Here is a 19,115-nt window from a genome sequence, read left to right as displayed (position 1 = left end):
GCTCCCCCGGCGGTTCAGCGGACCGGGTGTCCGGCCTCTCGCAGCGCGGCCTTGACCTCGGAGATCCGCAGGTCACCGAAGTGGAAGACGGAGGCGGCGAGGACCGCGTCGGCGCCCGCGCCGACGGCCGGCGCGAAGTCGTCCAGCCGGCCCGCACCGCCGGAGGCGATGACGGGGACGGTGACGTGGGCGCGTACGGCCTCGATCATCTCGGTGTCGTAACCGTCCTTCGTGCCGTCGGCGTCCATCGAGTTGAGCAGGATCTCGCCCGCGCCGAGCCCGGCCGCCCGGTGCGCCCACTCGACGGCGTCGATGCCGGTGCCCCTGCGGCCGCCGTGGGTGGTCACCTCGAAGGTGCCCTCCGGGGTGCGGCGGGCGTCGACGGAGAGCACGAGCACCTGGCGTCCGAAGCGTTCGGCGATCTCGCGGATCAGCTCGGGGCGGGCGATGGCCGCGGTGTTGACCCCGACCTTGTCGGCCCCGGCGCGCAGCAGCTTGTCGACGTCGTCGGGGGTACGGACACCGCCGCCGACGGTGAGCGGGATGAAGACCTGCTCGGCGGTGCGGCGCACCACGTCGTACGTCGTCTCGCGGTCACCGCTGGAGGCGGTGATGTCGAGGAACGTCAGCTCGTCCGCGCCCTCGGCGTCGTAGAGCTTGGCCATCTCGACGGGGTCGCCGGCGTCGCGCAGGTTCTGGAAGTTGACGCCCTTGACGACGCGGCCGTTGTCGACGTCCAGGCACGGGATGACCCGTACGGCGAGGGTCATCGCCCACCGGCCCGGAAGGCCTCGACCTCGACCTCGACGACCAGGGACGGGTCCACGAATCCGGACACGATGATCATCGAGGCGGCGGGGCGCACGTCGTCGAACAGCTCCTTGTGGGCGCGGCCGATCTCCTCCACGTCCCGGGAGTGTGTGAGGTACATACGGGTGCGGACGACGTCCTCGCGTCCCAGGCCCGTCTGCTTCAGCGCGTCGAAGGCGACCTGGAAGGAGGCGACCGCCTGCTCGTACGGACTGCCCGGTGTGATCCTGCCGTCGACGACCGAGGTGCAGCCGGACACCAGGACCAGCCCGCCGGGAAGCTGTACCGCGCGGGAGTAGCCGAACTCCTCCTCCCACGGGGCGCCGGAGGAGACACGGCGTACGGAGTCCGTCATGCGGAGACCGCCTTGAGTGCCTCCTCGAGGGTGAACTCCTTCGCGTACAGCGCCTTGCCGACGATCGCGCCCTCGACGCCTTCCGGGACGAGCAGGGAGATCGCGCGCAGGTCGGCCAGCGAGGAGACGCCGCCGGAGGCCACGACGGGCCGGTCGGTCGCGGCGCAGACGTCGCGCAGCAGGCCGAGGTTGGGGCCCTCCAGCGTGCCGTCCTTGGCGATGTCGGTCACGACGTACCGGGCGCAGCCCTCGGAGTCGAGGCGGGCGAGCGTCTCGTAGAGGTCGCCGCCGTCGCGGGTCCAGCCCCGGCCGCGCAGCGTGGTGCCGCGGACGTCGAGGCCGACGGCGATCTTGTCGCCGTGCTCGGCGATGACCTTGGCGACCCACTCGGGGCTCTCCAGGGCGGCGGTGCCGAGGTTGACCCGGCGGCAGCCGGTGGCGAGGGCGGCGGCGAGCGAGGCGTCGTCGCGGATGCCGCCGGAGAGCTCGACCTTGATGTCCATGGCGCCGGCCACCTCGGCGATCAGGGCGCGGTTGTCACCGGTGCCGAAGGCGGCGTCCAGGTCGACGAGGTGCAGCCACTCGGCGCCGGAGCTCTGCCAGGCGAGGGCCGCTTCGAGCGGGGAGCCGTAGGAGGTCTCGGAGCCGGATTCGCCGTGCACGAGGCGGACGGCCTGGCCGTCGCGCACGTCTACGGCGGGGAGCAGTTCAAGCTTCGGCATTACAGCGTCTCGATCCAGTTGGTCAGCAGCTGGGCGCCGGCGTCGCCGGACTTCTCGGGGTGGAACTGGGTGGCCCACAGCGCGCCGTTCTCCACGGCGGCCACGAACCGCTCGCCGTGCGTGGCCCAAGTGACCTTGGGGGCACGGATCTTGGCGTTGGTCACTTCGAGGGACCAGTCGTGCGCCGCGTAGGAGTGCACGAAGTAGTAGCGGGCCTCGGGGTCGAGGCCCGCGAAGAGCTGGGAGCCCTCGGGGGGTTCGACGGTGTTCCAGCCCATGTGGGGTACGACGTCCGCCTTCAGCGGTCCGACGGTGCCGGGCCACTCGTCGAGGCCCTCCGTCTCGACCCCGTGCTCGATCCCGCGCTCGAACAGGATCTGCATGCCCACGCAGATGCCCATGACGGGCCTGCCGCCGGCCAGCCTGCGGCCGACGACCCACTCGCCGCGGGCCTTCCTCAGTCCGGCCATGCAGGCCGAGAAGGCGCCTACGCCGGGGACGAGGAGCCCGTCCGCGTTCATCGCGGTGTCGAAGTCGCGGGTGATCTCCACGTCCCCGCCGACGTGGGCGAGGGCCCGCTCGGCGGAACGGACGTTGCCGAAGCCGTAGTCGAAGACGACGATCTTCTTCTTGTCGGTCACGGTTTCCTCAGCCCCAGAGTCCCTGGATCCGCATGACGCCCGCCACCAGGCACATCACGGAGCCGATTCCGAGCAGCACGACGACGCCCTTGGGCATGTCCTGCTTCCAGAAGGAGTAGACGCCGCCGGCCAGGAAGAGGCCGACGACGATGAGAACGGTGTTGAGGCCGGTCACAGGGCCCCCTTCGTGGAGGGCAGGATGCCGGCGGCGCGCGGGTCGTGCTCGGCGGCGTACCGCAGGGCGCGGGCCAGTGCCTTGAACTGGCACTCCACGATGTGGTGGGCGTTGCGGCCGTACGGGACGTGGACGTGCAGGGCGATCTGCGCCTGGGCGACGAAGGACTCCAGGATGTGCCTGGTCATCGTCGTGTCGTACTCGCCGATCATCGGCGCCATCTTCTCCGGCTCGGTGTGCACCAGGTAGGGGCGGCCGGAGAGGTCGACGGTGACCTGGGCGAGCGACTCGTCCAGCGGGACGGTGCAGTTGCCGAAGCGGTAGATGCCGACCTTGTCGCCGAGTGCCTGCTTGAAGGCGGCGCCGAGCGCGAGGGCGGTGTCCTCGATGGTGTGGTGCGAGTCGATGTGCAGGTCGCCCTCGGTCTTGACCGTGAGGTCGAAGAGCCCGTGCCGGCCGAGCTGGTCGAGCATGTGGTCGTAGAAGCCGACCCCTGTCGACACGTCGACCTTGCCGGTGCCGTCGAGGTTGATCTCGACGAGCACGGAGGTTTCCTTGGTGGTCCGCTCAACTCTTCCTACGCGGGCCTCGCGAGTCATGCGTCGTGCTCCTTCTTCAGTTCGCGCACCGCATCGAGGAACGCGTCGTTCTCTGCCGGGGTTCCCGCGGAGACCCGCAGCCACCCCGGTACGCCGTTGTCCCGTACCAGGACGCCCCGGTCGAGGATCTCCTGCCACGCGGCGTGGCTGTCGGCGAAGCGGCCGAACTGGACGAAGTTGGCGTCCGAGTCGGTGACGGCGAAGCCGAGCTCCCGCAGGCTGCCGACCAGCCGGTCCCGCTCGCTCTTGAGCTGCGCGACGTACCCGAGGAGCGTATCGGTGTGCTCCAGGGCGGCGAGCGCGGTGGCCTGGGTGACGGAGGACAGGTGGTAGGGCAGCCGCACCAGCTGGACGGCGTCCACGACGGCGGGGGCCGCCGCGAGGTAGCCGAGGCGCAGGCCCGCGGCGCCGAACGCCTTGGACATGGTCCGCGAGAGCACCAGGTGGGGGCGGCCCTCGATCAGCGGGAGCAGCGAGGGGTGGTGGCTGAACTCGCCGTACGCCTCGTCGACGACGACCATCGAGGGCTGGGCGGCCTGGGCCGCGTCGTACAGCGCGACGACGGTGTCCGCGTCCACGGCGGTGCCGGTGGGGTTGTTGGGCGAGGTGATGAAGACGACCTCGGGCCGGTGCTCCGCGATCGCCTTCTTCGCGGCCTCGACATCGATGGTGAAGTCGTCGTTGCGCGGCCCGGAGATCCAGCCGGTGCCGGTGCCGCGGGCGATGAGGGCGTGCATGGAGTACGAGGGCTCGAAGCCGATCGCGGTGCGCCCGGGGCCGCCGAAGGTCTGCAGCAGCTGCTGGAGGACCTCGTTGGAGCCGTTGGCCGCCCAGACCTCGGCAGCGGTGACCTGGTGCCCGGCGGTGCGGGTGAGGTAGCGCGCGAGCTCGGTGCGGAGCTCCACGGCGTCACGGTCCGGGTAGCGGTTGAGGTGGCGGGCGGCCTCGCGGACGCGCTCGGCGATGCGGTCGACGAGCGCGTCGGGCAGCGGGTAGGGGTTCTCGTTGGTGTTCAGCCGGACGGGTACGTCGAGCTGGGGCGCCCCGTACGGGGACTGGCCGCGCAGCTCGTCGCGGATCGGGAGCGCGTCCCAGGGGTTACCGGTGGTGCTGCTGTTCGTCACGCCTGCGGAACCTTCCAGCCGAACCTGGCCTTGAGCGCGGCGCCGTGGGCGGGGAGGTCCTCCGCCTCGGCGAGGGTCACCACGTGGTGGGTGACCTCGGCGAGCGCGTCGCGGGTGTAGTCGACGATGTGGATGCCGCGCAGGAAGGACTGCACGGACAGGCCCGAGGAGTGGCAGGCGCAGCCGCCGGTGGGCAGGACGTGGTTGGAGCCGGCGCAGTAGTCGCCGAGGGAGACGGGCGAGAAGGGGCCGACGAAGACGGCTCCGGCGTTGCGGACCCGGTCGGCGACGGCGGCGGCGTTCTCCGTCTGGATCTCCAGGTGCTCGGCGGCGTACGCGTCGACGACCTTGAGGCCGTCCTCCAGGTCGTCGACGAGGACGATCGCGGACTGGCGGCCGGCCAGCGCGGGCTCGATCCGGTCGGTGACGTGCTTGGTCGCGGCGACCTGCGGCCCCAGCTCGGCCTCGGTGGCGGCGGCCAGCTCCTCGGAGTCGGTGACGAGGACGGCGGCGGCCATCGGGTCGTGCTCGGCCTGGCTGATCAGGTCGGCGGCGACGTGCACCGGGTCGGCGCTCGCGTCGGCCAGGATCGCGATCTCGGTGGGGCCGGCCTCGGCGTCGATGCCGATGCGGCCCTTGAGGAGGCGCTTGGCGGCGGCGACGTAGATGTTGCCGGGCCCGGTGACGAGGTCGACGGGCAGGCAGTCCTCGGTGCCGTACGCGAACATGGCGACGGCCTGGGCGCCGCCGGCGGCGTACACCTCGTCGACGCCGAGCAGGGCGCAGGCGGCGAGGATCGTGGGGTGCGGCAGTCCGCCGAACTCCTTCTGCGGCGGGGACGCGACGGCGATGCCCTCGACGCCCGCCTCCTGCGCGGGGACCACGTTCATCACGACCGACGACGGGTAGACCGAACGCCCGCCCGGCACGTAGAGCCCGACGCGCTCGACCGGCACCCACTTCTCGGTGACGGTGCCGCCGGGTACGACCTGGGTGGTGTGCGTGGTGCGGCGCTGCTCGCGGTGGACGAGGCGGGCGCGGCGCACCGACTCCTCCAGGGCCGCCCGCACGGCGGGGTCGAGCCGCTCCAGCGCCTCGGTGATCGCGGCGGCGGGGACCCGGATCCCGGCGATCCGCACGCCGTCGAGTTTCTCCCCCCACTCGATCACTGCCGCGGAGCCACGATGGCGTACGTCCTCGCAGATGGGCCGCACCGTCTCCAGGGCGGCTTCCACGTCGAACTCGGCACGGGGCAGCAGGTCGCGCAGGGCGCCGCCCTCGGGGAGGGCGGTACCGCGCAGATCGATTCGAGAGATCACACCGCAATTCTCTCAGACCGGTTCCGGCCTCCGGTCGCCCGTATCACTGGCTGATACATGTCCCGGCTGTCACTGCTGACCGTTAGCGTTCACGTCGTCACACAGCGGGAAGAACGGTTGTACGAAGCGCGGGAAGGACCGCGCGGGCGGAGGTGGGGCAGTGACCGAGCCGCACGACGGAGAGATCCCGGACGGACTGAGCGCCGCGGAGCTGGGCATGTGGCAGTCCTTCCGGAACGGTACGACCTACGATCTGCGCTCCCACGACCCGGTGCGCGACGATCCGTTCGCACCGCACGTCTGGGGGCCCGAACGGAGCGTCGGGGCGAGGACGGTGGCCCGGCTGCTGCTGAGCGGGCCGGCCGCGCGACCGGGACGGGTGGCCGCCCTGAAGCTCCGGGGCGTCCGCATCACGGGGAAGCTGGACCTGGCCGGTGGGCGCGTCGCACCCTACGTGGAGCTGACGGGCTGCCGTTTCGAACAGGAGGTGGTGCTCCCCGAGTGCCATTTCACGACACTGCGGATGGTGGGCTGCGCGGTGCCGCGGCTGGACGCCGCACGGCTGCACACGGAGGGCGACCTGCACCTGCCGCGCTGCCGCATCGCGCGCGGCATCCGGCTGACCGACGCGCAGATCGGCACGGACCTGCTGATCAACCAGCTCTTCGCCGGCCCCGACCGGCGGGGCCGCGCCTTCGTCGGCGACGGCATGTCGGTGGCGCAGGACCTCCAGGCGGAGATGATCGACACGCGGGGCGAACTGAGCCTGCGCGGGGCGAAGGTCGGCGGTTCGCTGAGCCTGCGCGGCAGCCGGCTGCGCGCCTCGGACGGGCGGCGGGCGCTGAACGCCCCGCAGCTCAGCGTGGAGCGCACGCTCTACATGACCGAGGCCTGGGTCAGCATCGAGACGGGCAACCAGGGCACCACCCCGCCGTTCGGCATCGCACGCGGCGGCGGTCCCGCGCGCGGGACGCGGGCCCAGCCCTTCGAGTGCCGGGGCGCGGTGCGCCTGGACGACGGCCGGTTCGGGGACGCGGTGGACCTGCACAAGGCCCGGTTCGTCCTCGCCGGGCGGGAGGAGCTGTCACTGCGCCGCATCGTCACACCGGAGCTGCGCTTCAACGCGGAGCGCCCCCGCGAGGGGCGGGTCGTGCTGAACGGCGCGAAGGTCGTGACGCTGATCGACGTGTCGACCAGCTGGCCGGGCCCCGGCGGCCTGGCGATGGGCGGTTTCGTCTACGAGAACCTCGTCCCGTACGGCCACTTCCCGCTCTCCCGGCGCCTGGAGTGGGTGCTGGCCGCGACACCGGAGTACGTACCGGAGCCTTACGAGCGCCTCGCGACGGTGCTGCGCAGCTGCGGCGAGGACGCCGACGCCCGCGAGGTCCTGCTGGCCAAACAGCGGCGCAGGCGCGAGACGCTGCCGGCGGCGGGCCGGATCTGGGGCTACCTGCAGGACTGGACGGTGGCGTACGGCTACCGCCCGGGCCGCGCCCTGGTGTGGATGGCGGTGCTGTGGGCCGGGGGCGCGATCGCCTTCTCCCAGTACGACCCGGAGTCGATCAAGGGCGGCGAGCATCCGCAGTGGAATCCGGCGCTCTACGCGCTGGACCTGCTGGTCCCGGTGATCAACCTCGGGCAGGACGGCTACTGGATGATGAGGGGCGGTTGGCAGTGGACGGCGGCGGCGCTCGTGCTGCTGGGGTGGATATTGGCCACGACGGTGGCCGCGGGAGCCTCCAGGCTGCTGCGGCGCGGGTGACCGGCGAGGCCCCCCGAGGACTCGCCCGACTCGCCGGATCCCTGCGGCCACGGCGGTCGAAAGGTCTGTCGAGGCCCGGCAGGACGGGCGGTGCGCCATCGCCGGACCGTCGGAAATGAGCCGAACCGGAACGTTTCCTTTGCCTTTTCTTGACTCTTCTCGGGGCAACCCTTCCACTCACCACAGAAGCTTCACAGTGCCCCTCTGGCGCCGCCTCCACCTGCGTTTTTCAATGGTCTGCACCATGGCATTCCTTCGTGCACTGCTGAGTTCCACGCACGCGCTCCGGTACGGCCCCGGGCTCACTGCCGGGCTCCCGGCGGACGACGCGGTGCTGCTCGACGCCCCTGACGAAAGGCTCTCCCCGGCACTGGTCTCCGCTGCCCTGGGGGACTTCGAACCCGCGGCCAAGCTCCTCGCCACCACCCGGGACGCCGCCGACTGGGAGACCCGCGACCGCTGCCTGGTCCGGCTCACGGCCTTCGCCCGCAACCGCGACGGCTGGCTCACCGAATGGCTGGCCGCCTCCCCGCGCGACCCGGACGCCCTGCTCGTCAAGGCCGAACTGGCGGTGCGCCGCGCCTGGGCGTCCCCCGCCCACGCCGAACTGCTGCGCGAGGTCGGCCCGCTGATCACGGCCGCCGCCGAGGCCGACCCCAGGGACCCCGTGCCGTGGCGGCTCGCACTGGACCACGCGCGTGGCACCCACGCACCGCACACGGTCTTCGAGTCGCTGTGGGAACAGGCCGTGCGCCGCTGCCCGCACCACTACGGCAGCCACGTCGCCGCCCTCAGGTACCTCTCGGCCGCCTGGTACGGCTCGCACCGGGAGTGCTTCGACTTCGCGGAGCGGGCGGCCGACGACGCCGCCGCCGACTCCCTGGTGCAGGCGCTCCCCGTACGGGCGGCGTTCGCGCTGCTGCGGGACGAGAAGGCCGCCGGGCGGGCCACCCCCGTGCAGCGGGACCGGGTCGACGCCGCCGCCGACCGGGCGATCGCGCTCTCCGCCGGGTTCCCCGCCGGTGACCCCTGGTCGGCCGAGGTCCGCAACCTCCTCGCGTACGTCCTGGTCGCGGGGGGCCGCGCGGACGACGCGCTGGATCAGTTCCGCCTGATCGGGCCGTACGCCACGTCGTTCCCGTGGGCCTCCGTGACCGGCGAGGCGCTCGGCGGATTCCTGGACGCACGGGCCGACACCCGGCTCCGCGTCGCCTCTTCCACGCCCTGGCGGGTGAGGCCGGAGCACAGCGGGCGCCGCGGCCATTAGGCTTGCCCGTTGTGACCACCGCTCGCCTGCCACTGTTCCCGCTGAACGCGGTGCTGTTCCCCGGCCTCGTGCTGCCCCTCAACGTCTTCGAGGAGCGGTATCGCGCCATGATGCGCGAGCTGCTCGAGATCGACGAGGACGAACCGCGCCGCTTCGTGGTGGTCGCGATCCGCGACGGCCGCGAGACCGCACCGACGGCCACCGGGATGCCGGACACGGTCTCCGCCGCGCCACCCGCGGAGCGGGCGCCGGCCGACGGCTTCGGACCCGATCCGGTCCAGAGCTTCCACCGGGTCGGCTGCGTCGCCGACGCGGCGAAGATCCGGGAGCGCGCCGACGGCAGCTACGAGGTCCTCGCCACCGGCACCACACGGGTCAGGCTGCTCTCCGTCGACGCGAGCGGCCCGTTCCTGACGGCCGAGGTCGAGGAGCTGCCCGAGGATCCGGGGGACGGCGAGGCCGACGACGGGCCGTCGGACGAGGCCGGAGCCCTCTCCGAGGGGGTCCTGCGGGCCTTCCGCAGCTACCAGAAGCGGCTCGCCGGAGCCAGCGAGCGCTCCCTGACGACCGGTGCCGACCTGCCGGACGATCCGTCGGTGGTCTCGTACCTGGTGGCGGCCGCCGCGGTCCTTGACATCCCCTCGAAGCAGCGGCTGCTCCAGGCCCCGGACACCGCGACCAGGTTGCGCGAGGAGCTGGCGCTGCTGCGCAAGGAGACCGCCGTCATCCGGCACCTGCCGTCGCTGCCGGCCACCGAGCTGACCCGCGCCCCGACACACCCCAACTGAGCCCGAGGACGAGTCCGGTGGCGAAGAAGCCCAGGAAGCAGCAGTCCGGCGGAACCCCGGCCACGGTCGCCCTGACGTCGGCCGGTACCGCGTTCACGGTCCACTCCTACGACCACGACCCGTCCGCGCCGTCGTACGGCGAGGAGGCGGCCGAGGCGCTGGGGGTGCCGCCCGACCGGGTGTTCAAGACCCTGCTGGCCGACGTGGACGGCGAACTGGTCGTCGCCGTCGTCCCGGTCGCCGGATCCCTGGACCTGAAGGCCCTGGCGTCGGCGGTGGGCGGTAAACGGGCGGCCATGGCGGACCCCGCGGCGGCGGAGCGCACCACAGGCTACGTGCGTGGCGGCATCTCCCCGCTGGGCCAGCGCAAGCGGCTGCGCACGGTGCTGGACGCGTCGGCGGGATCGCATGCCACGATCTGCGTCTCGGCGGGCCGCCGGGGCCTGGAGGTCGAACTGTCCCCTTCGGACCTGGCGGCCCTGACGGACGCCGTCCTGGCCCCGGTCGGCCGGGCGTGACGGAGGCCGTCCGCGGGCGGGGCGGCGCGCGGAGGTCCCACGCGGAATGCGGTTCCGGGCGGGACCGTTGTCGCACAGGTGAACCCGTTTTCCAGACCTGAGCGAGCCGGACGGGACGACCGCGCCTCCGTCCGCGAGCGGCTGGAGGCGGAGCGCCGCGACACGGATGCCCGGATCACCGCCCTGCGCGGCGATTTCGAGGGGATCGTCGAGGCCAACGCACTGGTCGCGGTCGACGACGAGCACGACCCCGAGGGCGCGAGCACCGCGTTCGAGCGGGCCCACGTCGCCTCGCTGCTCGCTCAGGCCCTGGTCCACCTGGACGAGGTGGGCCGGGCGCTGGAGCGACTGGAGCGAGGCGCCTACGGCTGCTGCGAAGGGTGCGGTGAGCCGATCCCGCCCGGCCGCCTGGAGGTGCGCCCGGCAGCGACGACCTGTGTGCGGTGCGCCGCCGCCCGCACCCCCCGTTGACCCGTGCGGTGCCCGTCGGCGGCTCGGGGTCAGGGCCTGAGGGTGTCCTTCGACTTCTCCTTGGCGGCCCTGCCCTTGCCACGGGCCTCGAGCGCCGCGCCCTTGGCGGCGGTGGTGTCCCTGCCGGCCGCGTGGGCTACCTTGCGTACGGCCTTCCCGACGATCTGCTCGGTCCTGGCCTTGGTCTTCTCTCCGGCGCCCATGTCGGTCCTCTCGTAGGTGCTCACCTGGTCACCTGCCCTTGACCAGGGTGCGGAAACGCTCCTGGGACCCCGGTCGCCCCGGTCTCGCCGGAGCGGCGTGGCGCGGACCGCGCGCCGCGCCGTACGGGCCCGGACTACGAGCGCTCCGGCCACTCCCCCCGCGCCTTGCCGTTCCCGGCGGGACCTTCCGGACCCGGCCCGAAGGCCGCTCCGGGCTCGGAGGCCGAAGGGGCCGCAGCATCGGGCGCCCCGTACGGGACACCCCACTCCGGCTCGGGGTCCCTCGGCCCGAACAGCGCGGTGAGTCCCAGGTGCACGATCATCGCGGCGATGGGCCAGGCGAGCATCGCCGCTCCCACCGCGTGCAGTTCGAGCGGCGCGTCGAAGGTGACCCCCTTGCCCACCTCCTTGGCGTGGGCGACCACGTCCGAGGTCGGCCCGAACCACGTGCCGATCCCCCACGCCAGCAGGGAGCCGAGGAGCCCTCCGAGGGCGAGTCCCACCACCAGCGGGATACCCCCGCGCCTGCGGTAGAGGAAGACGGCGGTCGCGGACACCAGGCCGAAGGCCAGTGCGAGCAGTACGAACGTGCCGTCGGCCCCGATGGCCTGTTCGCCCTCGCTGTTCTTGAGGAACACGGCCGTCTCGTCGGAGACCAGCGGCACCCGGGGCGCAAGCAGCAGCCAGAGGAGCCCGAGCACTGCTCCCGCGACCGTCAGCAGTACGGCGATCACGGCGCCCTGCCGCAGTTCCGCCCGCCGGTCGTCCGTCTCCGGCTGTTCTCCGCCCGGCACGGCGTGCGACCCGGACGGCGGGTCCTGCCAGGGGTCGTGGGGCTGGGGCTGGTGAGGCGGAGTCAACGGTGCGGTCACGGTGCCATCGTGCCAGGCCGCCCGGCGTCCCGCCTCACCGGACCGCCGCCCGGCGGTACGCCCATGTGGCCACGGCGAGCGACAGCACGCCCACCGCCGCACAGACCGCGAGGTCGAGCCCGACGACCGCCCAGTCGGGATGCGCGTCGAAGGAGCGCGACAGCGCCTCGACGCCGTACGTCGAGGGCAGCAGGTCGCGCGCCCACCCGACGGGGCCGGGCAGCCGCTCGGCCGGCAGCACCCCCAGCAGCAGCGCGGCGGACATGCCCAGCTGCCCGAGCAGCGTCGCCAGCTCCTGTCTCGGCGCCAGCAGACCGAGCGCGGCGCCCAGCCCGGAGAGCGCGGCCCCCGAGAGCGGGATGACCGCGACGAGTACCCACAGATGCGTCATGGGCAGTCCGAACAGCGCGCTTCCCGCCACCGCCGTGACGATGGTGCCGGGCACGGTGAACGAGGCGTACGCGCCCGCCGCCCCCAGCACCACCGCGGCGGGCGGCACCGGCAGGGTGGCGTAGTGGTCCAGCCCGCCGTCGGCCCGGAGCCGGCCGAAGTACTGGGCGAGCAGGTTCAGCGCGACGAAGGCCACGACCAGCACGCTGGAGCCGGCGACCACGGCACGTGCCTCGGCGCCGCCGTCCACGACCCCGCGCATCAGCACCATGATCCCGATGGACTGGAAGGTCGCGACGAACAGCAACGGGATCCGCGCGACCCGCGCCCGCGAAAGCTGCGCCCGGTACACGGCGGCCAGCGACGGCAGGAGCCGGGCCCGTGGCGCGAGGGGGGCGGGCGCGGTACGGGCGGGCCGGCTCGGCCGTACCGCCGCGGTCCGCGCCCTCGGTCCCGTCGTCTTCGCGGACTCGGTGGGAACGATGCTCGTCACCTGGTGCTGCTCCCGTTCCACTCCGACTCGTGTCCCGACACGTACTCCGCCATGCTCACGCCTTCACCAGTCCCTCGGTGGCCCTGGCCGCGTCGCCGCCGAGCGCCAGATAGACGTCCTCCAGGCTGGGCGTGGCCAGTGTGAAGTCGTCGAGCGACGAGAAGGCCGCCCCGCCGGTCACCGCAGCCACCGCCGCACGTGCCTCGTCGGGTCCGAGCCGCAGCACCCACCGGCGCCCCGACTCCTGTGCGGACGCGCGCAGTGCCGCGACCTCCGGGACGTCCAGGGGTGCCCGCTCGCGCCACACCAGCTCGACCCTGACCTCGCCGGCCACCCGCTCCTTGAGCCCGGCCGGGGTGTCGCACGCGATGACCTTGCCGCGCTCCAGGACGGCGACCCGGTCCAGGACCGTCTCCGCCTCGATCACGTTGTGGGTGACGAGCAGCACCGTCGCGCCGTTCTCCGCGCGACGCCGGTCGACGGCGGACCAGACGGCGCGCCGGGCCACCGGGTCCATCCCGGTCGTCGGTTCGTCGAGCACCAGGACGGGTCGCTCGCCGACCAAGGCCGCGGCGAAGCAGGCGAGCCGCCGCTGGCCGCCGGACAGCTTGTTCAGCGGACGTGCGGCGAGCCCGGTGAGACCCAGTTCCTCCAGCACGTCGTCGCGCGCGGCCCGCGCCTTACGCACCGGCATGCCCCTGAGCCGCCCGGTGGTCTCGGCGGCGAGCGACACGGTCAGTTCGTCGAGGGCGGTGGACTCCTGGCCGAGGTAGCCGATGAGCCGGGAGGCCCGCTCGGGGTGGCGCACGAGGTCGTGCCCCAGCACCTCGACGCTCCCGGAGTCGGGTCGCATCAGTCCGGTGAGCTGGCGCACGAGCGTCGACTTGCCCGCGCCGTTGGGTCCGAGCAGGCCGAAGATCTCACCGCGCCGGACGTCGAGGCCGACCCCGTCGGTCGCCCGCACCTCGGGGGTGGCGGCCCGGCCGCGCCGGCCGCGTACGGCCGGGTAGGTCTTGACCAGATCACGCACCGCGCACACGGTCTGTGCCTGTGCCGTGCCCGAAGCCTGTCCTGTGCCCGTACTCACGAGGAACGAGACTACGGGGTCGGATGCCCCGTTTGACGCCCGGGGCCGGGCGGCGCCGCCCTTTCGCGGCCGGGGTCAGTCCCCCGCGGGAGCGTGTTCGGCCGCGGCCCGTACGTCGACCTCGCGCCAGAACCCCGCCCTGATGGCGTAGCGGTCGTGCTCGTCGATCTGGTCGTCCTTGTGCGCGAGCAGGCCGAAGCGCGCCGCGTACCTCAGCAGTTCCCCGTCGATGCGGTGCGGGATGCGGGGGTACATGGTGGACAGCTTCTGCAGGTGGACCGTCTCAGCCAGCCGTTCCATCCAGCGCCGGGCGAAGACCTGGCCGACCTCGAAGGGGTCGCCGCCGACGGTGGTGATGTCCTCCTCCCGGTCCGCCCAGCGCTGCTCGGCGCTGGTGAGCTGGGCCAGGGTGGGCAGCGACGCGGTCTCCGCGGGCTCGCCGAGGGGGCCTCCGCGCTCCACCCACCCCTTGTCGGACGACCAGCGCAGGGTCGCGTTGGCGACGGGGTGCGGCGCGGGGTGCTGCGCCGCCTGGGCACCGGGGGCGCGCAGGCTCGCCAGGTCCTTGGGGGTGGGTACGCCCTTGTGGCCGGGCGCGGACTGCGTGTGGGACGCGGCCTCGTCGGCCGGTGCGCCGGTGCCGGCCACGGCGGCCCGGGCCTCCGACGCGCGCTCGGCCGACGCGGCGAGCGCGGCCTCGGGCAGGGGGGCGGAGAGGATCGCCGCGATCTCGGGGCGCGGGACCGGGGGCGGCGCGCAGACTCCGCCGGTCTCCTTGGCGCGTACGGCCTTGGTGATCCAGGCCCGGTCGAGCACCCGGCGTTCGTCGGCCTCGGCGACCAGGTCCTCGGACTGGTTGTAGTCGCCGTCCGCAGCCTGCACGGCCCAGAGGTGGACGGCCACGCCGTGTTCCTTGGCGGACATCAGCCCCGGCAGCAGGTCCCCGTCCCCGGTCACGAGCACCACGTCGGAGCAGGCACGGTTTCTGGCCAGTTCGGTGAGCTCCGCGTGCATGGCGGCGTCGACGCCCTTCTGCGCCCACCGGCCGTCACTACGGGTGAGGGCGCCCAGTCGAACGGTCACCCGGGGCATGACCCGCAGCCGGCGGTGTTCGGGCTGCGGTACGCGGTCGGGGGCGCCGTCGAACCAGTAGATGCGCAGCAGCGGCTGTTCCGTGTCGGCCTCGGCGCGCTCGCGCAGGCCCTGGATCAGCGCCGCGTGGTCCACGGTGATGCGGGAACGGGCGGGCTCTCCGGCCAGCAGGCTCGCGGCTGCGCCGAGCAAGTAGCCGGCGTCCACCAGGACGACGCAACGGTCCACGCGTTCCACCCTCTTCCAGGAATTCGTGAGCGGATCAGCGGGCCCGGACATGGGGGGTGGGTCCGCTTACCCGGGGTTCGCTCACTCAGGGTTTCCTTCGAGTCTGCCCGACGGCGAGGGGGTTGAGGTCCGGAACTCGATCATCGGCGTGGCGGATCCGGAAAACCGCGCATGATACCTCCCCTACTACGCTGGGTAATGATCCAACATGCGGCTTATAAGGTGCTATGTGAGTCTGACAGCGGCTCTGGACCCCCCGGAGCCCTCTCCCTCACAGGAGGCATCAGCACCATGGCGAAGAACAAGAACCGCAAGCAGGGCAGCCAGCACGACCGCGCTTCCGCCGCCGAGCGCGGCTCGGAGGAGGCCAAGTCGACGGCGTACGAGTCGCAGACCCAGCCGCAGTCGCAGGCTCAGGGCAGCCCCTCCGACGTTGCCCGCAAGCACCAGAAGCGCTTCGGCCACAACTGACGGTCCGCGTGGCCGACAGGCCGAGAGGGGCGCCCCGCCGATGGCGGGGCGCCCCTCTCGCGGGTGCGGTGGAGGCCGTCAGCCGGCCAGGCAGGACGGGCCGAGCAGCACCTTCAGATCGCCGAAGAGGGCGGGATCGGGCTTGACGCGGTGCCGGTCGAGCCGGAGCACCGTGGTCTTGCGCGGCCCCTGGAGCCTGATGCGCACCTCCGTGTCGCCCCGGTGGTTCTTGAGGACCTCACCGAGCCGGCTGACCATGGGCGGGGTGACCCTGACCGTGGGGATGGTCAGCACGACGGGGGCGTTGGTGCCGGCCGACGAGATGTCGGGGACCTGCATCTCCATCGCGACCAGCCGGGGCACGTCCTCGCGCTTGTCGAGGCGCCCCTTGACGAAGACGACGGTGTCCTCGACGAGCTGGGTGGAGACCAGCTGGTAGGTCGCGGGGAAGAACATGCACTCGATGGAGCCCGCGAGGTCCTCGACGGTGGCGATGGCCCAGGCGTTGCCCTGCTTGGTCATCTTGCGCTGGAGGCCCGAGATGATGCCGCCCACGGTGACGATCGCGCCGTCGGAGTGCTCTCCGCCGGTGAGCTGGGAGATCGCCGCGTCCGACTTGTCGGACAGGACGTGCTCCAGCCCGAAGAGCGGGTGGTCGGAGACGTAGAGCCCGAGCATCTCGCGCTCCTGCGCGAGCAGGTAGGACTTCTCCCACTCGATGTCCGAGAACTCCACGTCGAGGCCGAAGCCGGGCTCGCCGCTGTCCTCCTCGCCACCGCCGAAGAGGTCGAACTGCCCCTCGGCCTCCTTGCGCTTGACCTGTACCACGTTGTCGATCATCGGCTCGTGGTGGGCGACGAGCCCCTTGCGGGTGTGGCCCATCTCGTCGAAGGCACCGGCCTTGATGAGTGATTCGACGGTGCGCTTGTTGCAGACGACCGCCTCGACCTTGTCGAGGAAGTCGGGGAACGTGGAGTACTTCCCCTTCGTCTTGCGGCACCTGATGATCGAGTCGACGACGTTCTGGCCGACGTTGCGGATGGCCGTCAGCCCGAAGAGGATCACGTCGTCACCCTGGGCGGCGAAGTTCGACTCGGACTCGTTGACATTCGGCGGGAGCACCTTGATGCCCATGCGCCGGCACTCGTTGAGGTAGACGGCCGACTTGTCCTTGTCGTCCTTGACCGAGGTCAGCAGGGCCGCCATGTACTCGGCCGGGTAGTTGGCCTTGAGGTACGCGGTCCAGTAGGTGACCAGGCCGTACGCGGAGGAGTGCGCCTTGTTGAAGGCGTATCCGGCGAAGGGCACCAGGACGTCCCACAGGGCCTTGATGGCCGCGTCGGAGAAGCCGTTCTTCTTGGCGCCCGCCTCGAAGAGGACGAAGTTCTTGGCCAGTTCGTCGGCCTTCTTCTTGCCCATCACACGGCGCAGGATGTCGGCCTCGCCGAGCGAGTACCCGGCGACGATCTGGGCGGCCTTCTGCACCTGCTCCTGATAGACGATCAGGCCGTAGGTGAGGCCGAGGACCTCCTTGAGGGGCTCCTCCAGCTCCGGGTGGATCGGGGTGATCTCCTGCCGGGCGTTCTTGCGCTCGGCGTAGTTCGTGTGGGAGTTCATTCCCATCGGGCCCGGGCGGTAGAGCGCCGAGACGGCGGAGATGTCCTCGAAGTTGTCGGGCTGCATCTGGCGGAGCAGCGAACGCATGGGCCCGCCGTCGAACTGGAACACGCCGAGCGTGTCGCCTCGGCAGAGCAGTTCGTACGTCTTGGGGTCGTCCAGCGGCAGGGCGAGCATCTCCAGGTCGATGCCCTTGTTGGCCTTCACCATCTTGATGGCGTCGTCCATGATCGTCAGGTTGCGCAGGCCGAGGAAGTCCATCTTCAGCAGGCCGAGCGACTCGCACTGCGGGTAGTCCCACTGCGTGATGGTGACGCCGTCGGAGTGCCGCACCCAGACCGGGGCGTGGTCGACGATGGGTTCGCTGGACATGATCACGCCGGCCGCGTGCACACCCATCTGCCGGACGAGGCCCTCGACGCCCTTCGCGGTGTCGATGACCTTCTGGACGTCCGGCTCGTTCTCGTACATCCCCCGGATCTCGCCCGCCTCGCTGTAACGCGGGTGCTTGGGGTCGGTGATGCCGCTGAGGTCGATGCCCTTGCCGAGGACGTCTGCGGGCATGGCCTTGGTGAGCCGGTCGCCCATCGCGTAGGGGTAGCCCAGGACGCGCGCGGAGTCCTTGATCGCGTTCTTGGCCTTGATCTTGCCGTAGGTGCCGATCATGGCGACCTTGTCGGCTCCGTACTTCTCGGTGACGTACCGGATGACCTCGACGCGCCGGCGCTCGTCGAAGTCGATGTCGACGTCGGGCATGGAGACGCGCTCGGGGTTGAGGAAGCGCTCGAAGATCAGCCCGTGCGTGATCGGGTCGAGGTCGGTGATGCCCATGGCGTACGCCACGATCGACCCGGCGGCCGAGCCACGGCCGGGGCCGACGGCGATGCCGTTGTTCTTGGCCCACATGATGAAGTCGGCGACGACGAGGAAGTACCCGGGGAACCCCATCTGGATGATGATGTCCATCTCGTACTCGGCCTGCTTCTGCCGGTCGTCGGGGACGCCGTCCGGGTAGCGGCGGCCCATGCCGACCCGGACCTCCTCCTGGAACCAGGTGACCTCGGTGAAGCCCTCGGGGATCTCGAACTTCGGCATGAGGTCGCGCTTCTCGAACATGCCCGTGGTGTCGATCTGCTGCGCGACCAGCAGGGTGTTGGCGCAGCCCTCCTGCCAGGCGTCGGAGGAGTCGACGCCGTACATCTCGTCCGTCGTCTTGAGGTAGTAGCCCGTGCCGTCGAAGCGGAAGCGGTCCGGGTCGGAGAGGTTCTTGCCGGTCTGGATGCAGAGCAGGGCGTCGTGCGCGGTCGCCTCGCCGGCGTAGGTGTAGTGCGAGTCGTTCGTCACGAGCGGCGGGATGCCGACCTTCCGGCCGATCTCCAGGAGCCCGTCGCGGACCCGGCGCTCGATCTCGATGCCGTGGTCCATCAGCTCCAGGAAGTACCTGCCCTCGCCGAAGATGTCCTTGTAGTCGGAGGCCGCCTGGACCGCCTCGTCGAACTGCCCGAGCCGCAGCCGTGTCTGCACCTCGCCGGAGGGGCAGCCGGTGGAGGCGATCAGGCCCTCGGACCACTGGGAGATCGTCTCCCGGTCCATGCGGGGCCACTTCTGGAGCCAGCCCTCGGCGTACGCGTCCGAGGAGAGCTTGAAGAGGTTGTGCAGTCCGGTGCTGTTCGCCGCCCAGATCGTCTTGTGGGTGTAACCGCCCGAACCCGAGACGTCGTCCCGCTTCTGGTGCGGCTGACCCCACTGGATCTTGCGCTTGTGCTTGCGGGACTCGGGGGCGACGTAGGCCTCGATCCCGATGATCGGCGTCACCCCGGCCTTCTGTGCCGAGTGGAAGAAGTCGTACGCCCCGTGGAGGTTGCCGTGGTCGGTCATGGCGATGTGCGACATGCCCATGCTGTTGCACGCCTCGAACATGTCCTTGAGCCGCGCGGCACCGTCCAGCAGCGAGTACTGGGTGTGGACGTGCAGGTGCGTGAAGGGCGGCTTGCTCACGGCGCTGTGCCTCCGGGATCGGTAACGGTGGGGCGCGTGGCGCCTCGGCGAGGGGTGGTGGCGGGGTGACTGGACGGGCGGTGACGGCTTGGGGGGACAGCGTGGAAGTCTAC

At 71.7% G+C, this 19,115-nt stretch carries 20 protein-coding genes; 6 read left to right on the top strand and 14 right to left on the bottom strand.

The features are described 5' to 3' along the window. Positions 1–14 precede the first annotated feature (14 nt). The 8 genes from hisF to hisD are packed head-to-tail and all read right to left on the bottom strand — an operon-like array spanning position 15 to position 5,745. Positions 15–770 (bottom strand): imidazole glycerol phosphate synthase subunit HisF, encoded by a 756-nt coding sequence (gene hisF, locus AB0I83_RS26155; RefSeq protein WP_356533624.1) that lies wholly within the window; start codon positions 768–770, stop codon positions 15–17. Continuing rightward, positions 767–1,165, bottom strand: a complete 399-nt coding sequence (locus tag AB0I83_RS26150) for a RidA family protein (protein ID WP_356533623.1) — start codon at positions 1,163–1,165, stop codon at positions 767–769. Before AB0I83_RS26150 ends, hisF begins: the two co-directional genes overlap by 4 nt. Next, on the bottom strand, positions 1,162–1,887 hold the full coding sequence (gene priA, locus AB0I83_RS26145) for a bifunctional 1-(5-phosphoribosyl)-5-((5-phosphoribosylamino)methylideneamino)imidazole-4-carboxamide isomerase/phosphoribosylanthranilate isomerase PriA (protein ID WP_356533622.1): 726 nt from the start codon (positions 1,885–1,887) through the stop codon (positions 1,162–1,164). The genes AB0I83_RS26150 and priA overlap by 4 nt, the downstream gene beginning before the upstream one ends. After that, entirely contained in the window at positions 1,887–2,528 is a 642-nt protein-coding gene (gene hisH / locus AB0I83_RS26140; protein ID WP_356533620.1) for an imidazole glycerol phosphate synthase subunit HisH, read from the bottom strand. The genes priA and hisH overlap by 1 nt, the downstream gene beginning before the upstream one ends. A 7-nt stretch (positions 2,529–2,535) precedes the next feature. After that, the gene (locus tag AB0I83_RS26135; protein WP_356533618.1) at positions 2,536–2,703 is read right to left on the bottom strand and encodes a hypothetical protein; all 168 of its coding nucleotides are present in this window, start codon (positions 2,701–2,703) and stop codon (positions 2,536–2,538) included. After that, on the bottom strand, positions 2,700–3,302 hold the full coding sequence (hisB, locus tag AB0I83_RS26130; protein WP_356533616.1) for an imidazoleglycerol-phosphate dehydratase HisB: 603 nt from the start codon (positions 3,300–3,302) through the stop codon (positions 2,700–2,702). Before hisB ends, AB0I83_RS26135 begins: the two co-directional genes overlap by 4 nt. Then, entirely contained in the window at positions 3,299–4,426 is a 1,128-nt protein-coding gene (locus AB0I83_RS26125; protein WP_363306342.1) for a histidinol-phosphate transaminase, read from the bottom strand. The genes hisB and AB0I83_RS26125 overlap by 4 nt, the downstream gene beginning before the upstream one ends. Then, positions 4,423–5,745: a histidinol dehydrogenase gene (gene hisD / locus AB0I83_RS26120; protein ID WP_356533612.1), complete on the bottom strand. Its 1,323-nt coding sequence runs from the start codon at positions 5,743–5,745 to the stop codon at positions 4,423–4,425. Before hisD ends, AB0I83_RS26125 begins: the two co-directional genes overlap by 4 nt. A gap of 160 nt (positions 5,746–5,905) precedes the next feature. Here hisD and AB0I83_RS26115 point away from each other — a divergent pair, with 160 nt between their 5' ends. The 5 genes from AB0I83_RS26115 (at position 5,906) to AB0I83_RS26095 (ending at position 10,551) form a co-directional block, all read left to right on the top strand. Next, positions 5,906–7,507 carry an oxidoreductase gene (locus AB0I83_RS26115; RefSeq protein WP_363306341.1) on the top strand — a complete coding sequence of 534 codons (1,602 nt, stop codon included), beginning with the start codon at positions 5,906–5,908 and terminating at the stop codon, positions 7,505–7,507. A gap of 232 nt (positions 7,508–7,739) precedes the next feature. Next, a complete protein-coding gene (locus tag AB0I83_RS26110) occupies positions 7,740–8,774 on the top strand; it encodes a hypothetical protein (RefSeq protein ID WP_356533779.1) in 1,035 nt (344 codons plus the stop codon). 11 nt (positions 8,775–8,785) lie between these two features. Then, entirely contained in the window at positions 8,786–9,562 is a 777-nt protein-coding gene (locus AB0I83_RS26105; RefSeq protein WP_356533609.1) for an LON peptidase substrate-binding domain-containing protein, read from the top strand. A 17-nt stretch (positions 9,563–9,579) separates the two neighbouring features. Further along, on the top strand, positions 9,580–10,080 hold the full coding sequence (gene ybaK, locus AB0I83_RS26100; RefSeq protein ID WP_356533607.1) for a Cys-tRNA(Pro) deacylase: 501 nt from the start codon (positions 9,580–9,582) through the stop codon (positions 10,078–10,080). Positions 10,081–10,158: 78 nt separating this feature from the next. Beyond that, positions 10,159–10,551 carry a TraR/DksA C4-type zinc finger protein gene (locus AB0I83_RS26095; RefSeq protein ID WP_363306340.1) on the top strand — a complete coding sequence of 131 codons (393 nt, stop codon included), beginning with the start codon at positions 10,159–10,161 and terminating at the stop codon, positions 10,549–10,551. A gap of 29 nt (positions 10,552–10,580) precedes the next feature. Here AB0I83_RS26095 and AB0I83_RS26090 read toward each other — a convergent pair whose 3' ends face one another. The 5 genes from AB0I83_RS26090 to AB0I83_RS26070 form a co-directional block, all read right to left on the bottom strand. Next, positions 10,581–10,778, bottom strand: a complete 198-nt coding sequence (locus AB0I83_RS26090; protein ID WP_363306352.1) for a hypothetical protein — start codon at positions 10,776–10,778, stop codon at positions 10,581–10,583. 110 nt (positions 10,779–10,888) lie between these two features. Next, complete coding sequence (locus AB0I83_RS26085) at positions 10,889–11,626, bottom strand: ABC transporter permease (RefSeq protein ID WP_363306339.1); 738 nt, start codon at positions 11,624–11,626, stop codon at positions 10,889–10,891. Between the two features lie 34 nt (positions 11,627–11,660). After that, complete coding sequence (locus AB0I83_RS26080; RefSeq protein WP_363306338.1) at positions 11,661–12,509, bottom strand: ABC transporter permease; 849 nt, start codon at positions 12,507–12,509, stop codon at positions 11,661–11,663. Positions 12,510–12,564: 55 nt separating this feature from the next. Next, a complete protein-coding gene (locus AB0I83_RS26075) occupies positions 12,565–13,548 on the bottom strand; it encodes an ABC transporter ATP-binding protein (protein WP_363306351.1) in 984 nt (327 codons plus the stop codon). A 123-nt stretch (positions 13,549–13,671) separates the two neighbouring features. Continuing rightward, positions 13,672–14,925, bottom strand: a complete 1,254-nt coding sequence (locus tag AB0I83_RS26070) for an NYN domain-containing protein (protein WP_356533776.1) — start codon at positions 14,923–14,925, stop codon at positions 13,672–13,674. Positions 14,926–15,207: 282 nt separating this feature from the next. On the opposite strand from AB0I83_RS26070, the gene AB0I83_RS26065 reads away from it, so the two are divergent. Beyond that, entirely contained in the window at positions 15,208–15,387 is a 180-nt protein-coding gene (locus tag AB0I83_RS26065; RefSeq protein ID WP_356533599.1) for a hypothetical protein, read from the top strand. Between the two features lie 78 nt (positions 15,388–15,465). Here the strand turns inward: AB0I83_RS26065 and dnaE are convergent, their stop codons facing one another. Next, entirely contained in the window at positions 15,466–19,002 is a 3,537-nt protein-coding gene (gene dnaE, locus AB0I83_RS26060) for a DNA polymerase III subunit alpha (protein ID WP_356533597.1), read from the bottom strand. Positions 19,003–19,115 lie beyond the last annotated feature (113 nt).

Source organism: Streptomyces sp. NPDC049970 (assembly GCF_040660235.1).
Taxonomy (GTDB): Bacteria; Actinomycetota; Actinomycetes; order Streptomycetales; family Streptomycetaceae; genus Streptomyces.
Note: the sequence above shows the minus strand (reverse complement) of the source record. Positions and strands in the feature narration are given on the sequence as shown.

Bases quoted from the DNA above. Each gene is read 5' to 3' on its own strand.
- hisF (WP_356533624.1), bottom strand. From the start codon at position 770: ATGACCCTCGCCGTACGGGTCATCCCGTGCCTGGACGTCGACAACGGC.
- AB0I83_RS26150 (WP_356533623.1), bottom strand. From the start codon at position 1,165: ATGACGGACTCCGTACGCCGTGTCTCCTCCGGCGCCCCGTGGGAGGAG.
- priA (WP_356533622.1), bottom strand. From the start codon at position 1,887: ATGCCGAAGCTTGAACTGCTCCCCGCCGTAGACGTGCGCGACGGCCAG.
- hisB (WP_356533616.1), bottom strand. From the start codon at position 3,302: ATGACTCGCGAGGCCCGCGTAGGAAGAGTTGAGCGGACCACCAAGGAA.
- AB0I83_RS26110 (WP_356533779.1), top strand. From the start codon at position 7,740: ATGGTCTGCACCATGGCATTCCTTCGTGCACTGCTGAGTTCCACGCAC.
- AB0I83_RS26065 (WP_356533599.1), top strand. From the start codon at position 15,208: ATGGCGAAGAACAAGAACCGCAAGCAGGGCAGCCAGCACGACCGCGCT.